The following is a 12,785-nucleotide window of genomic DNA, read 5'->3' as shown; positions in this document are numbered from 1 at the left end:
CTAAAAAAAGTAATGGTAAATATTGATGTAAAAACATTATTCATTTTCTCAGCAGCCGCAAATATATTTATTATAGCTTTATTTGCTATTTACATTAGAATATATAAAGAAAAAAATCCTATTATTGATATTTTTGTATTATCAAGAGTATTAGGTATCCTTTTTTTAATAATACTCTCATTAAGAGACGGTTTACCAAGCCATTTAAGTATTATTATAAATAGCACTATCTATTTATTTCTTGTGTATTACGAACTTTATTGTATTTCTTTTATTGATCGAAAATTTAATTTTAGGCACTTTAAACAATACCTATTAATTCCATTAATTTTATCTATTATAGCCTATTTTTTTATTACCTCTTCTGAAAGTCACAGAATAGTTATTATGTCACTAAATGTTGCCATAATGTATATAATTTCTAGTTATATACTTTTAACAGCTAAAGGAAAAACTAAAATACAATACTTAACAGGATATATGTTTACCATAATTTCTTTGTTAATTTTAACACGTAGTTTTGGAGCTCTTAAAATAAATGGAGTTGAAATGTATTCAATGAATTATGTTATGGTAATACCTGTCATTTTTTACCTAACTCTTAACTTGATTTTCCCATTACTTTTAATTTTTATTTTAAAAGAAAAAGACAATTTAAAACTGCGTGAATTAAACAAAAGTAAAAATAAGTTCTTTTCAATTATTGCACACGACTTAAGAGGTCCGCTTGGAGGTCTTCAACAAATTGGGGAGCTTCTTTGGTTAAACAATATAAATGATGAAGTAAGAGAAAAATTAACCAAAACTCTTTACCAAAACAGTAAAAACACATTCAATTTATTAGATAATTTATTAAAATGGGCAAATGCAAATGCTGGATTAATTGTTTGTAAACCTACAAACCTAAATATTCAGGAAATTATAGCTAATAATATTCATCTTTTTAAATCACAAATTAAATTAAAAAACCTCTCGTTAAATTGTAATTTTAAAAATGATTTATTTGTTTATGCCGATTCTAATATGATAGATACAGTTATTAGAAACCTTATATCAAATTCTATAAAATTTACACCTGATGATGGGGAAATTGAAATTGATTTAGATAAAATTGATGAAACTAACAATACTTGTACAATTGTAATAATTGACAACGGAGTTGGTTTAGATAAAGAGACGCAATTAAAGGTTTTTGAATTAAATTCTACGGTTTCAACTTATGGAACCAATAAAGAAAAAGGGACTGGTTTAGGTTTAAAACTTTGTAAAGAGTTCTTAACATTAAACAACGGAAATATTAGGGTTAAGAGTAATGTAAAAAATGGAACTAGGGTTTATGTTTCATTACCTTTAAGCACTTATAAAACAGCTATTTAATTACATATTTATAAATACATGTTGATTCGTTTCTAACTTTTTTGGACTTTCAAAATAAATAATTTTATTATTTAATATTGCTTCAATTAGATAGTAACTACCTTTAAAATAAGAAGAAATAACAGCTACTTTTTTATCTGAATTATCAACAGTTTTAATTTCATTTGGATAGAAAAGTGTTTTGTTTTTTACTCCTGAAATTTCAGATGAAATATTATTAATTTCATTAAAAAATGAAGCCACATATGCAGATTTTGGATTATTATAAATTTTCTCTGGAGTTCCTTTTTCTACTATTTTAGCATCTTTTAAAACTATAATTTCATCAGCAAATGATAGCGCATCTGTAGTATCGTGTGTTGCAACTAAACACAAAATATTTTTAGATTTTAAATATTTAAAAAGATTTCTCCTTAATTTATTTTTTCTAAAATTATCAATATGGCTAAAAGGTTCATCTAACAATAAAACTTCTGGTTCTTTTGCCAATACTTTTGCAATGGCAACACGCTGTTTTTGACCTCCGCTCAAGTTTTTAACCTTTGTTTTTAAAAAGTCAACCATATCAACAACTTCTAACAATTCGCTTATTCTTTGGCTTCTATTTTCGTCTAAAAACGATAAATTTTTACCAATATTTTCCTCAACAGTTATATAAGGCATTAAATCGAAATCTTGCGGAAGGTATTTCATAAAATCTTCTCCCGGAATTAAATAGAAATTAGGTCCAAGTAACTTTATATCATTCCAGTAAACTGCACCTTTTTCAATATGAAGTAAGCCATAAATAATTTCTAAAAGTGTGCTTTTTCCACAACCACTTTCACCAACAATGGCAACATAATCCCCTTTATTAGCCGTAAAACTAATATTTTTTAATACTTCTTTTAAAGTATAACCAAATGATATGTTATCTACTTTTAACATTATTTATTCAAAACCAATATGTAATAATGCGTCACCATGAATAACAACAGGAGAATGATTTGAATTTAAAATATACCCTTCTTGTGGGTTTTTAAATATTTTTTCAAAATCACCATATGGGTCAGATATACTACCTAATTTAATTCCTTTTTCAACTTTTTGCCCCGCTCTAATATATGATCTATACATCCCTGAATGTCTAGCTCTAATCCATTTTGAACTTTGAATAATAATAGGAGTTTTATCTTGTGAAGGTACTATAATTTTTGAAGAAAAATCTCGTAACCCTAAATAATGCATTACATTTATAGCGCCTTGAATACCTGATTTTGTTACACTTTTATCAAAATTCAACGATTTTCCACCTTCAAAAAGCAAAACTTTTTTACCTAATTTTACCATTGAATTTCTAAATGTTTTTTCCTGGCTTTTACTAAACACAATAAAAGGTGCTCCAAACACTTTTGCTAATTCTAAAGTAGCAGCATCTGTTCCATTTATTCTTACTTGAGAATAATTAAAACGTTGCGCTCCACCTGTATGATAATCTATACAATAATCAATTTTTGGAATCACTTCTGTCATTAAATAATAAGCAAATTTACTTGCAGAAGAGCCTTTTTTAGAGCCAGGAAACATTCTATTTAAATCTCTACCATCAGGAAATTCTCTTGTTTGGTTTAAAAACCCAAAAACATTTAATAAAGGAATACAAATAATAGTCCCTTTTTCAGGTTTATGATAACCAGCAGCTATAATCTGACGTACAATTTCTATTCCGTTAGTTTCATCTCCATGAATACCGCCAACTAATAATAAACAAGGTCCTTTTTCTTTACCTCTAGAAACAATAATAGGAATATCAATTTTTGAACGTGTTGTTAAACGCGCAATATCCATATTAATTGTTACCGTTTCTCCTAACCCAATCTTTTGATTGAGAATTTTAAAATCATTCGGCATGACGCTCTATATAATGAATAATTTTACCTGCAATATCTCTTCCAGTAGCTGACTCAATTCCTTCTAAACCCGGTGAAGAATTTACTTCTAAAATTAATGGTCCTCGTTCAGATTGTAACAAATCAACTCCAGCAACACCTAACCCCATAACACGCGCAGCTTTTAAAGCTGCATTTTCTTCATCAACGGATAATTCAATAATTTCTGCTGAACCTCCTCTATGTAAATTAGAGCGAAACTCTCCTTCTTTACCTTGTCTTTTCATTGCTCCAATTACAACACCATCAACCACAAAAACACGAATATCAGCGCCTTTTGCTTCTTTTATAAATTCTTGTGCTATTACACGAGCTTGTAAGCCGTTAAAAGCTTCTAATACTGAAGTTGCAGCAGTACGCGTTTCAGCTAAAACTACACCCAAACCTTGTGTACCTTCTAGCAATTTAATAACTACTGGTGCTCCACCTACACTATCAATTACATCATCTACGTTTTTTGAATAGTTTGTAAAAACCGTTTTAGGCAAACCTAAACCTGCTCTTGAAAGTACTTGTAAACTTCTTAATTTATCTCTTGATCTCATTAATGCCTGAGATTCTACAGCTGTAAAAACTTTCATCATTTCAAACTGACGCACCACTGCTGTTCCAAAAAATGTTACAGATGCACCTATTCTAGGTATTACAGCATCAATACCTGTTAACAATTCTTCTTTATATCGTATAGCTGGTTTTTTCTTTTCAATTATAATATCACATTTAGTATGATCTACAATTATCATTTCATGATTTCTCTTTTTACCAGCTTCTACCAACCTTCTAGTAGAGTATAAATTTGGATTTCTTGATAAAATAACAATTTTCATTTTGATGCTTTTTTGTTTAATTTTTTAAATGATATATTTTTTTTAGCAGTATCTATTATAAATTTTTTAGATAAAAATTTTCTTCCTAAAAGAACAGGATATGTCATTGATCCTCTTTCTGTTAACGACAATTCAATGGTATGAATTTCATTAAAAATAAGAATATCTGTTTTTACTATAAATCTATCTTCAGTAATTCCATTCGAACTTTTTACACTTTTTAGAATAAACTCTTTAAATGTGAAGTATTTATCGTGGTATTTTTCATGTTCTGGATCTAAGAATTGACATTTTAAAATATTATTTTCTAATTCAATATGATGACAATGAAAACTAGAAGTGTATGCACCTGTATCTACTTTTATGTCAATCCCAAATAATTCCAATTTTGGAAAATCTACGATATCTGTTCTTCCAAGTAACTTTTTTAAAGGTTCAGTTTTCAAAAAATAAAATGTTATTACTAAAGTTATAAAATGATGTTAAAACCATTTAATTATTCATATTAAAAGTACATTTTAAAGATAATTAAAATGTGTGTTCTAAATTATTTAAAATAGATTCAATTTTGGTTTCTTCCAGATCTAAATCTAATAAATTAATTGCCATTTTTATAGTACTACAATATTCCAAATAAATAAATTCATCAGTAATAAATTCATTTTGCAAAAGGTGAACTAAAGCAGTAATCATTGGTTTATCAACCAATTGAACTGATTTATGCTTCTTTTTCATGGAATTCTTCTTTATTTCAGCAATCTTATATAAGTCTTCTATATTATAATTTATTTTACAAAATCTTAAATCTATCAAAACTTTATCAATAAATTCCCATTCAGGTTTTTGTGTAAAATCTAAAATATGCCTTTCATATGTTTTAATACAAAAATCACCTTCAAATTTAACAGTCAACAGATTTTTATTGATAAAGGTTTGATATTTAATTATCATTTTATTTATCCTTATTAATAGCTTCTTTAATTTTAGTTTCTAATTCTTCAGCTAAATCCGGATTGTCTTGAATTAAACTTTTAACAGCATCTCTACCTTGTCCTAATTTTGTATCTCCATAACTAAACCAAGAACCGCTTTTCTTTACAATTCCAAATTCAACACCTAAATCTAAAATTTCTCCAGTTTTAGAAATTCCTTTTCCATACATAATATCAAATTCTGCAATTGTAAAAGGTGGTGCTACTTTATTCTTAACAACTTTTACCTTAGTACTGTTCCCAATAACTTTATCGCCATCTTTAATTTGCGTTCTTCTTCTAATATCTAAACGAACAGAAGCGTAAAATTTAAGAGCGTTACCACCGGTAGTTGTTTCTGGGTTTCCAAACATTACACCAATTTTTTCACGTAATTGGTTAATAAAAAATACTGTACAATTTGTTTTATGAATTGTTCCTGTTAATTTACGTAAAGCTTGTGACATTAAACGTGCGTGTAATCCCATTTTAGAATCACCCATTTCACCTTCAATTTCACTTTTTGGAGTAAGTGCAGCAACCGAGTCAATTACAACAATATCAATTGCTCCAGAGCTAATTAAATTATCAGCAATTTCTAATGCTTGCTCTCCGTGATCAGGTTGTGATATAATTAAGTTATCTACATCTACACCTAATTTTTCAGCATAAAAACGATCAAAAGCGTGTTCCGCATCAATAAATGCTGCAATTCCGCCAGCTTTTTGAGCTTCAGCAATTGCATGTAAAGTTAACGTTGTTTTACCTGAAGATTCTGGTCCATATATTTCAATAACTCTACCACGTGGATATCCTCCAACGCCTAAAGCTAAATCTAAACCTAATGATCCCGATGAAATTGAATCTATATCTTCAATAGCAACATCTCCCATTTTCATTACAGTTCCCTTTCCATAAGCCTTATCTAATTTATCTAAAGTAAGTTGTAATGCCTTTAATTTTGCTGCTTTTTCTTTGTCTTCTGCCATAATCTTTTAAAATGCGTTATTTATTTGTGGCTAAAATATAAAAAAGTATTGAGTATATTTAGCGTTTATTTATTTATTATCAACCGTTTTTAATATGAAATCAAAAGTAATACTAATCATCTTTATATTTATGATATTCAATAATTTACAATCACAAAATACTGTAATATCTGCATTTTTATTGAAGTGGGAAAATTCTAAAAATTATTTAGTAGAAATTGCCAATTCTATGCCTGAAGAAGCATACAGCTTTAAACCTACAAAACGGGAAATGAGTTTTCAAGAACAATTGCTTCATATTAGGGAAAATATGGTTTGGTTAAGCGAAACTTATTTTATGAAAGAAGGTGAGAAATCTGAAAAAATTGAGCCTAAAACAAAAGAAGAAATTATAACGCAATTAACTGCTTCATTCAATAACGTTTCAGAAATAATTAAAACAATTTCAATAGAAGATTTATCTACGAAAGTTGAATTTTTTTCCGGACCAAAAAGTAAACTACAAATACTAAATTTATTACAAGATCACGTAACACATCACCGTGGACAATTAATTGTATATTTGAATTTAAATAACATTCAACCACCAAAATATTCTGGTTGGTAAAACTACTATTATGAAAAAATCATCACTTACAGAAAATATTACATACAACGAAAATAAGGCAGCAATCTCTGTTTTATTTGAAACAGAATCTACAAAAGAAATTAGAGTAGTAATGAAAAAAAATCAGGTAATGAAAGAGCATAAAACTTCTTTTCCTATTACAGTTGAAATTTTTGAAGGAGCTATAGATTTTGGTGTTGATGGTACAGTTTACAATTTAGTTAAAGGAGATTTAGTTTCATTAGAAGCTAGTATACCTCACGATTTAGTGGCTGCTGAAGATAGTATTGTTCGTTTAACGTTATCTAAACTTGATACAGTAGAACGTGTTGTTAATGTTTCTGAATCATAACCAAATCATATAACTGGTAAAAAAAATTGGCAAAATTTATAAAAGAAATAACTCCTTAATTAAACAATGGAGATTATGTGTTTTGTACCGCAAAAAATTTAGCCAAAATTAACCGAAATGATACCATTTTTGAGTATAAAGAAGCAGAAGGAACAACTATTATTATTGGGCGAAATAAAGCAGGTTCCTTAAAATTAAAATCTCATTTTTTATTGCGTCTTGGATTACGTTAACAATTCATTATTCACTTAATGCCGTAGGTTTAACCGCACTTTTTTCTAACGAATTTGCTGATAATAATATTAGCTGTAATGTAATTGCTGGCTATTATCACTATCATATTTTTGCTGATAAAAGTGATGCGAACAAAGCTATTGAAGTATTGAAAAATCTTTCAAAAAAAAATTAACCTAATTTTCAATTAATTTCCAAGTTCTTACCCAGTCGTATTTTGTTGTTCTGTCTTCAAAGCTACCTGTTAATCCACCGTCTGCAGGAGCAGGATTCCAATCATAAGTTTCCGTAACTAATCTGCAATACATTGGTAACGTAAAATCTTCCGCTGGGTTTACCGTTTTTAAAAGTTTTCCATCTAGAAAAAATAATATTTCTGTTGGACTTTTCCACCAAGCAGCATAAATGTGATAATCTTCATATGCTATATCTGCAACAATTGAATTTCCAATAGAACCTTCATTAGTTTCATCACAAGATTTATTTCTACTATGTGTATTGGAATGCATTCCATTATAAAAGTCTTTTGCCCAAGTAGCGTCTGTTGTTACTTCTCCAACACATTCTTGAATATCTAATTCTGTAGTTCTTTTATCGCAACCTGCTCCTTCATTTCTATTATTAATTAACCAAAATGTTGACGACATAAATGTTTTATTGGCTTTCATTTTACATTCAAAATACATTCCAGGAGTTGCTTGATTTATAGATCTAATTAAACCACCAGCATGTGTATACGTATTACCGTTTAAAGTTTCTGCAGCATCTAACATATAATTAGTAATTAACAACTCTCCAGATTTAAAAGAAATAGCTTCATCTTTAAACATAGCCGGCGGACGACCAATCCAAGAACTTACTCGTGATGCCCATTTTTCTGTATTTAAAGAATTTGCATCGAACTCATCTGATAAGTTTTCTACTTTTTCCCAAACTTTTCCATCTGGTTTTGGATCTTCTCCGGCATTAAATGTTGGGGATTCTCCTACTACAACAGGAACATCTACTGGAGTTTCTTCAGTCTCATTCTCTTCAATTATTTCAACATCATTATCGCTTTTACTACAACTAATACAAACTAAAAGCACCAATAGAACAAGTCTTATTTTTATCATAATTTATCTTTATAAAAAAACTGAATATCAAAATTTAAAGACAAATTTACTAAAAAATGTAATATATACATTTATTGATATAATTACTTTATAAAGCATCTTCTGCAATTTCTATATCTTTTAAAACCTTAGGATAAAAATACTTCCAAGAAAATTTATATGTACGAATATGTAATAATGAAACTTCTTGATATTGTTGCGTAGCTTCAATTAATTTCTCCCATTGAACTGCTGCATTTTTTAAATGTTCAATAGCTTGCGCTTGCAAATTTTTATTGTTTGTCTTAACAGCTTCATCAAGTAGAATGGCTCCATTTAATTTTGCTGAAAAATAAAGACTTAAATAAGCCCATGCCTTTATATCATTTAATTCAACCTGATAATTAATCTCATTTTTATCAGATTTAGATTTAATTTCATTGTAGTGGATTAATATTTTTTCACCGTTATTTTTCATTTTATTAGCTACTTCTATAGGAGTAATTTCCTCATCTAAAATAACAGTTTTAGAAAGTTTTTTGTTTGTAAACTCATCAATATTTAGGTAACGTTTGTCAAGAGTTGGATGTGTTATCATTTCATCAATTCTAATGAAAGCCTCACCTGCCTCTTTGTAATTTCTATACAATTGTTTACCATTTAGAAAACCTTCACAATACAATGTAAAATCCCAAGTTCCTTGGTAAAATGAAGCTAATGATAAAGGCATTTCGCTCGCAATTTGAAGTGTTTTAAAAAATTTTTCACCTACATCATTACCATATTTTAGCTTGCATTGTTCAATAAAATAAGAATCGCTTAGCTCTGGGTTATACAACAGTCTTCCCCAAATTTGGTAAAACTCCCATTGTTTTTCAAAGGCATATTTCCATTCGTATTTTACATCCGGACTCATTCTGTATTCTTTTGCAGGAATAAATGTTTCAGAACCTACAAAATAACCTGCAACTATATCTTTATGATCGTTAACTTCAATATGTTTTCTAATAAAATCAGTATTACTCCAATTCAACATTAAAAAATCTTCATTACGCATCATCCAAGCCATTTTATAATTTTTTGGTTTAGGATTCCAATATTGGTCGGCAATTTTACCACCATGTGTTATAGATAAATTTGGAGATGAATGTCCGTGAGACCAATTGAATTTGAACTCCATAATAATTGGGTCAGGAAAATCTGTATAAGATTCTATATACTTTCTAGCCGCCTCAGGATTAATTGAAAAAGGAGCTCTGTGAATAAATTTCGCAGGTCTATTTGCTTGTCTAATACCTTCTACAAACGTATTTTTCACCCATTCCATTGCATCTTCTATAGGCATTTTCATTCGTTCACCCATACTTACTCCAACTCCAGTAAGATTTGGATATTCATTAATGGTTTGCGTAATACATTGACGCATATAATCTACAATAATTGGTGAAGTATCAGCAGGTGTAAACCCGTAATGCCACTCCAAATCATCTTTATAATTTGCTACATTATGAGTTTCTGTCATTCCTGGTGAAGTAATTATATTCCAGTTTAAAATATAGGTTTCAATTCCACGGTCTTTGGCCATTTTAAACAGAGATTTCCAAAATTTTTGCCAATCACGAAACTCTTGTCCTGTAAATTGATTAGCCTCTGGAAACCCTTCTGGTTGAATCATAAAAGTAAACGGGTGCAGATTCCATAGCGTAAGTGTGTTAAATCTATTGTCAACCATCATATCTAGAAATGATTCCCAATAATTAAGATCTTTTACTGTTTCATAATGCATTTGAATAGATTCTCCAATGCGATATGACGACCAAGGTAAATTGAATTTTATAGCTCGAAACGAGAAATGTGGATTTTCAATTTTGTCCTCAAAAGAATCAAAATTTGGGTTTAGTTTTAAATAATCTCGTAAATCAAGAATCGCATACATAAGTCCTCTATCATCTCCGCCAACAATATAAATGAGGTTTTCTTTTCTGAGAAATTGATATCCTTCAGGTTTAATTTCACCTATTTTCAATCTATTTTTTTTAATCCATTTCGAATCACTGTCTTTGTTTAAGATTAAAATAGATAAATTATTGAAATTCTTTTTTTTATATAATTCTAAATCTTTTGTTTCAAACTCTAATTGATGAGATAGCTTTTTTAGCGCTATTTCTGTTATTGGATTATTAGAATTATTGATGTAAATAATACTCTTGTTGTTTTGAGCATTTATAGAATAGTTCAATAAAATGAATAGAAAGAAAATGAAATTTTTCATTATTATGGTATATGAGTTCAGATAAAAAGAATTAATATAGGTTAATTTAAACATTGATTACAAGGTAAAAACAATTATTTAGTTGTTATTAAAATCAGACTAGATAAATAATAGACAATACTCAAAAAAAGAATGAAATTTAAAAAAAAAGCATAAAAAAAGGGAATGTTAAAACATTCCCTTTTTTTTAATAACTCAATTATTCTATGGATTTGTTGACCATAATGATGCATTAGCCATCATGGCACGCCTAGGTAATTGTAAACCAGCAACAATTAGCTGTGCAAAATCTTCTGGTTGTAATACTTTTTCAACATTTCCATCTGTAAATCCTAATTCCAAAGTCATATCAGATGCAATTGTACTTGGCGTTAATGTATTTACTCTAATATTATTTTTACGCACTTCTTTCATTAAAGATTCAGACAAACCAATAACAGCAAATTTTGATGCTGAATAAGCTGAAATATTTGCATTTCCATTTAACCCTGCAGTTGAAGCCACATTAATAATATCTCCTTCATTTTTATTTATTAAATAAGGTAATACTTCTTTAGTAACATAATACATTCCTAAAACGTTAGTTTGGATAATTTTTTCCCAAACACTTACTTCCATTTCATTAAACGAACCAACAGCTGCAATACCTGCATTGTTTACTAAAATATCTACAGTCCCTAAATTTGAAATAATATTTTTAATTCCAACCTTTACTTCTTCATAATTACCAACATCAAATATTTCATAAAAAGCATTTACACCTAATCCTTTTAATTCAGAAACAGTTTCTTGTAATTTTTCTTCATTTCTACCGGTAACGGCAACATCAATTCCTAGTTTAGCAAATGCTATTGCAGTTGCTTTCCCAAGCCCTCTACTTCCACCTGTAATGATGGCTTTTTTATTTTTTAATTCCATAATACTTATTTTTTTGATTTTTTTTTACAATTTTAAACAACGTAAATTAATTGAATAAAAATGACAAAAAAGTTGAACAAATTCAAATAATACAACTTGTTTAATTTTGAATGTCTTTTTTGAAATTATAATTTAATTCAAAGTTACTATTATTGATAAAATACTTTTAAATATTACTGCTAAAAGTATTTTATTTTATCTCTTCTAAATATTTATATATGGCAGACATATCTGCTCTTCCCATCCCATTTTTGTTTGCACTTGCATACAATTCTTTAGCTAGATTAGCCATATATAATGGTTGATTCATTTCATATGCAGTTAAAGCTGCCAAATGCAAATCTTTATGCATCCATTCTAAAGGAAATTGCACCTCGTAATTTTCATTTCTTATGGCTTCTGCTTTCCCTTTTGTAAAGGGTGGTGAAACAATTAAATTAGGAACGGTATTTAATAGAAAATCTTTAGAAATTCCCATTTTCTCGCCAAATAAAATTGCTTCAGAAAAAACAACCATAGATTGTGCTAACATCATATTTACCAACATTTTAAAAGATGCTCCTTTGCCAATTTCACCAATGTGTAACACTTTGTTTCCCATGAAATTTAAATACGTCTCAATTTCGTTTAGGGTTTCCGCTTCACCCCCTATTAAAAAAATTAATTCCGCATTTTCAGCAGGTATTTTTGAACCCGAAACTGGAGCGTCTAAAAATCTTATCTTATGTTTTTTAGCCTCTTCAAAAGCTTGCATGCTGAATGACGGGTTTACAGTAGAACAATCCACCCAAATGGCATTTTCTTTCATAGAATTTAAAGCGCCATTTGATCCAAAAAAAACAGCTTCAACAACCTGAGGTGTAGACAACATACTAAAAACTACATCAGCATCTTTTACTGCATTTTCAACTGAATTTACAGTGGTTACATTTGGATTTCCAAAAGTTTCAAAATGCTTTGGTGTTCTATTATAAACTGTTAAATTTACATTGTTTTTTGCTAAATGAGCTGCCATATTACCGCCCATAATTCCTAGTCCTATAAATGCTACTTTCATATGTTTTTTTTATTCTCTTTTTTCAACTTATATCTTAATTCAAAGTTAGCATTATTGATAATATAGTTGCAAATACTTCTGCAAAATGATAATTGCATTTTTGTAAGCTTAATTTTAAGTTGAACAATGTATTTTCTCATTTTACCAACCTAAATATGT

15 protein-coding genes are annotated in these 12,785 nt (G+C 28.7%); 5 read left to right on the top strand and 10 right to left on the bottom strand.

Features of this window, described 5'->3' with window-relative positions; all coding sequences use genetic code 11:
* Positions 1-12: 12 nt before the first annotated feature.
* Entirely contained in the window at positions 13-1,377 is a 1,365-nt protein-coding gene (locus tag DAD81_RS04740; protein ID WP_111707086.1) for a sensor histidine kinase, read from the top strand.
* Here DAD81_RS04740 and DAD81_RS04735 read toward each other — a convergent pair whose 3' ends face one another.
* From DAD81_RS04735 to recA, 6 genes are all read right to left on the bottom strand, one after another.
* Positions 1,378-2,304, bottom strand: a complete 927-nt coding sequence (locus DAD81_RS04735; RefSeq protein WP_111707085.1) for an ABC transporter ATP-binding protein — start codon at positions 2,302-2,304, stop codon at positions 1,378-1,380. It lies immediately after the preceding gene.
* 3 nt (positions 2,305-2,307) lie between these two features.
* Positions 2,308-3,267: a succinylglutamate desuccinylase/aspartoacylase family protein gene (locus DAD81_RS04730; RefSeq protein WP_111707084.1), complete on the bottom strand. Its 960-nt coding sequence runs from the start codon at positions 3,265-3,267 to the stop codon at positions 2,308-2,310.
* The gene (gene rimK / locus DAD81_RS04725; RefSeq protein ID WP_111707083.1) at positions 3,257-4,132 is read right to left on the bottom strand and encodes a 30S ribosomal protein S6--L-glutamate ligase; all 876 of its coding nucleotides are present in this window, start codon (positions 4,130-4,132) and stop codon (positions 3,257-3,259) included. The genes DAD81_RS04730 and rimK overlap by 11 nt, the downstream gene beginning before the upstream one ends.
* On the bottom strand, positions 4,129-4,578 hold the full coding sequence (locus DAD81_RS04720) for an ATP-dependent zinc protease family protein (protein ID WP_111707082.1): 450 nt from the start codon (positions 4,576-4,578) through the stop codon (positions 4,129-4,131). The genes rimK and DAD81_RS04720 overlap by 4 nt, the downstream gene beginning before the upstream one ends.
* A gap of 82 nt (positions 4,579-4,660) precedes the next feature.
* Positions 4,661-5,044 (bottom strand): hypothetical protein, encoded by a 384-nt coding sequence (locus tag DAD81_RS04715; RefSeq protein WP_157961079.1) that lies wholly within the window; start codon positions 5,042-5,044, stop codon positions 4,661-4,663.
* Positions 5,045-5,084: 40 nt separating this feature from the next.
* The gene (gene recA, locus DAD81_RS04710; RefSeq protein ID WP_111707080.1) at positions 5,085-6,092 is read right to left on the bottom strand and encodes a recombinase RecA; all 1,008 of its coding nucleotides are present in this window, start codon (positions 6,090-6,092) and stop codon (positions 5,085-5,087) included.
* A gap of 94 nt (positions 6,093-6,186) precedes the next feature.
* On the opposite strand from recA, the gene DAD81_RS04705 reads away from it, so the two are divergent.
* The 4 genes from DAD81_RS04705 to DAD81_RS21220 all read left to right on the top strand — a co-directional run bounded on the left by DAD81_RS04705 (position 6,187) and on the right by DAD81_RS21220 (position 7,460).
* A complete protein-coding gene (locus DAD81_RS04705; protein WP_111707079.1) occupies positions 6,187-6,699 on the top strand; it encodes a DinB family protein in 513 nt (170 codons plus the stop codon).
* Between the two features lie 10 nt (positions 6,700-6,709).
* Positions 6,710-7,051, top strand: coding sequence for a cupin domain-containing protein (locus DAD81_RS04700; protein ID WP_111707078.1), 342 nt, complete (start codon positions 6,710-6,712; stop codon positions 7,049-7,051).
* A gap of 77 nt (positions 7,052-7,128) precedes the next feature.
* Positions 7,129-7,284 (top strand): ACT domain-containing protein, encoded by a 156-nt coding sequence (locus DAD81_RS20875; RefSeq protein ID WP_218939666.1) that lies wholly within the window; start codon positions 7,129-7,131, stop codon positions 7,282-7,284.
* Complete coding sequence (locus DAD81_RS21220) at positions 7,245-7,460, top strand: ACT domain-containing protein (RefSeq protein WP_218939670.1); 216 nt, start codon at positions 7,245-7,247, stop codon at positions 7,458-7,460. The genes DAD81_RS20875 and DAD81_RS21220 overlap by 40 nt, the downstream gene beginning before the upstream one ends.
* A 1-nt stretch (position 7,461) precedes the next feature.
* Here the strand turns inward: DAD81_RS21220 and DAD81_RS04690 are convergent, their stop codons facing one another.
* The 4 genes from DAD81_RS04690 to DAD81_RS04675 all read right to left on the bottom strand — a co-directional run bounded on the left by DAD81_RS04690 (position 7,462) and on the right by DAD81_RS04675 (position 12,626).
* Positions 7,462-8,400 (bottom strand): LamG domain-containing protein, encoded by a 939-nt coding sequence (locus DAD81_RS04690; protein ID WP_111707077.1) that lies wholly within the window; start codon positions 8,398-8,400, stop codon positions 7,462-7,464.
* Between the two features lie 88 nt (positions 8,401-8,488).
* Positions 8,489-10,651, bottom strand: a complete 2,163-nt coding sequence (locus DAD81_RS04685; RefSeq protein WP_157961078.1) for a hypothetical protein — start codon at positions 10,649-10,651, stop codon at positions 8,489-8,491.
* A gap of 204 nt (positions 10,652-10,855) precedes the next feature.
* A complete protein-coding gene (locus DAD81_RS04680; protein WP_111707075.1) occupies positions 10,856-11,572 on the bottom strand; it encodes a 3-ketoacyl-ACP reductase in 717 nt (238 codons plus the stop codon).
* A gap of 187 nt (positions 11,573-11,759) precedes the next feature.
* Positions 11,760-12,626: an NAD(P)-dependent oxidoreductase gene (locus tag DAD81_RS04675; RefSeq protein ID WP_111707074.1), complete on the bottom strand. Its 867-nt coding sequence runs from the start codon at positions 12,624-12,626 to the stop codon at positions 11,760-11,762.
* Positions 12,627-12,785: the final 159 nt, after the last annotated feature.

Source organism: Lutibacter citreus (genome assembly GCF_003260195.1).
Lineage (GTDB): Bacteria > Bacteroidota > Bacteroidia > Flavobacteriales > Flavobacteriaceae > Lutibacter > Lutibacter citreus.
Note: the sequence above shows the minus strand (reverse complement) of the source record. Positions and strands in the feature narration are given on the sequence as shown.

Excerpts from the sequence above, each read along its gene's own strand:
- DAD81_RS04730 (WP_111707084.1), bottom strand. The coding sequence starts at position 3,267 with ATGCCGAATGATTTTAAAATTCTCAATCAAAAGATTGGGTTAGGAGAA.
- DAD81_RS04735 (WP_111707085.1), bottom strand. The coding sequence starts at position 2,304 with ATGTTAAAAGTAGATAACATATCATTTGGTTATACTTTAAAAGAAGTA.
- DAD81_RS04700 (WP_111707078.1), top strand. The coding sequence starts at position 6,710 with ATGAAAAAATCATCACTTACAGAAAATATTACATACAACGAAAATAAG.
- recA (WP_111707080.1), bottom strand. The coding sequence starts at position 6,092 with ATGGCAGAAGACAAAGAAAAAGCAGCAAAATTAAAGGCATTACAACTT.
- DAD81_RS04740 (WP_111707086.1), top strand. The coding sequence starts at position 13 with ATGGTAAATATTGATGTAAAAACATTATTCATTTTCTCAGCAGCCGCA.
- DAD81_RS04685 (WP_157961078.1), bottom strand. The coding sequence starts at position 10,651 with ATGAAAAATTTCATTTTCTTTCTATTCATTTTATTGAACTATTCTATA.
- DAD81_RS04675 (WP_111707074.1), bottom strand. The coding sequence starts at position 12,626 with ATGAAAGTAGCATTTATAGGACTAGGAATTATGGGCGGTAATATGGCA.
- DAD81_RS04705 (WP_111707079.1), top strand. The coding sequence starts at position 6,187 with ATGAAATCAAAAGTAATACTAATCATCTTTATATTTATGATATTCAAT.
- rimK (WP_111707083.1), bottom strand. The coding sequence starts at position 4,132 with ATGAAAATTGTTATTTTATCAAGAAATCCAAATTTATACTCTACTAGA.
- DAD81_RS04690 (WP_111707077.1), bottom strand. The coding sequence starts at position 8,400 with ATGATAAAAATAAGACTTGTTCTATTGGTGCTTTTAGTTTGTATTAGT.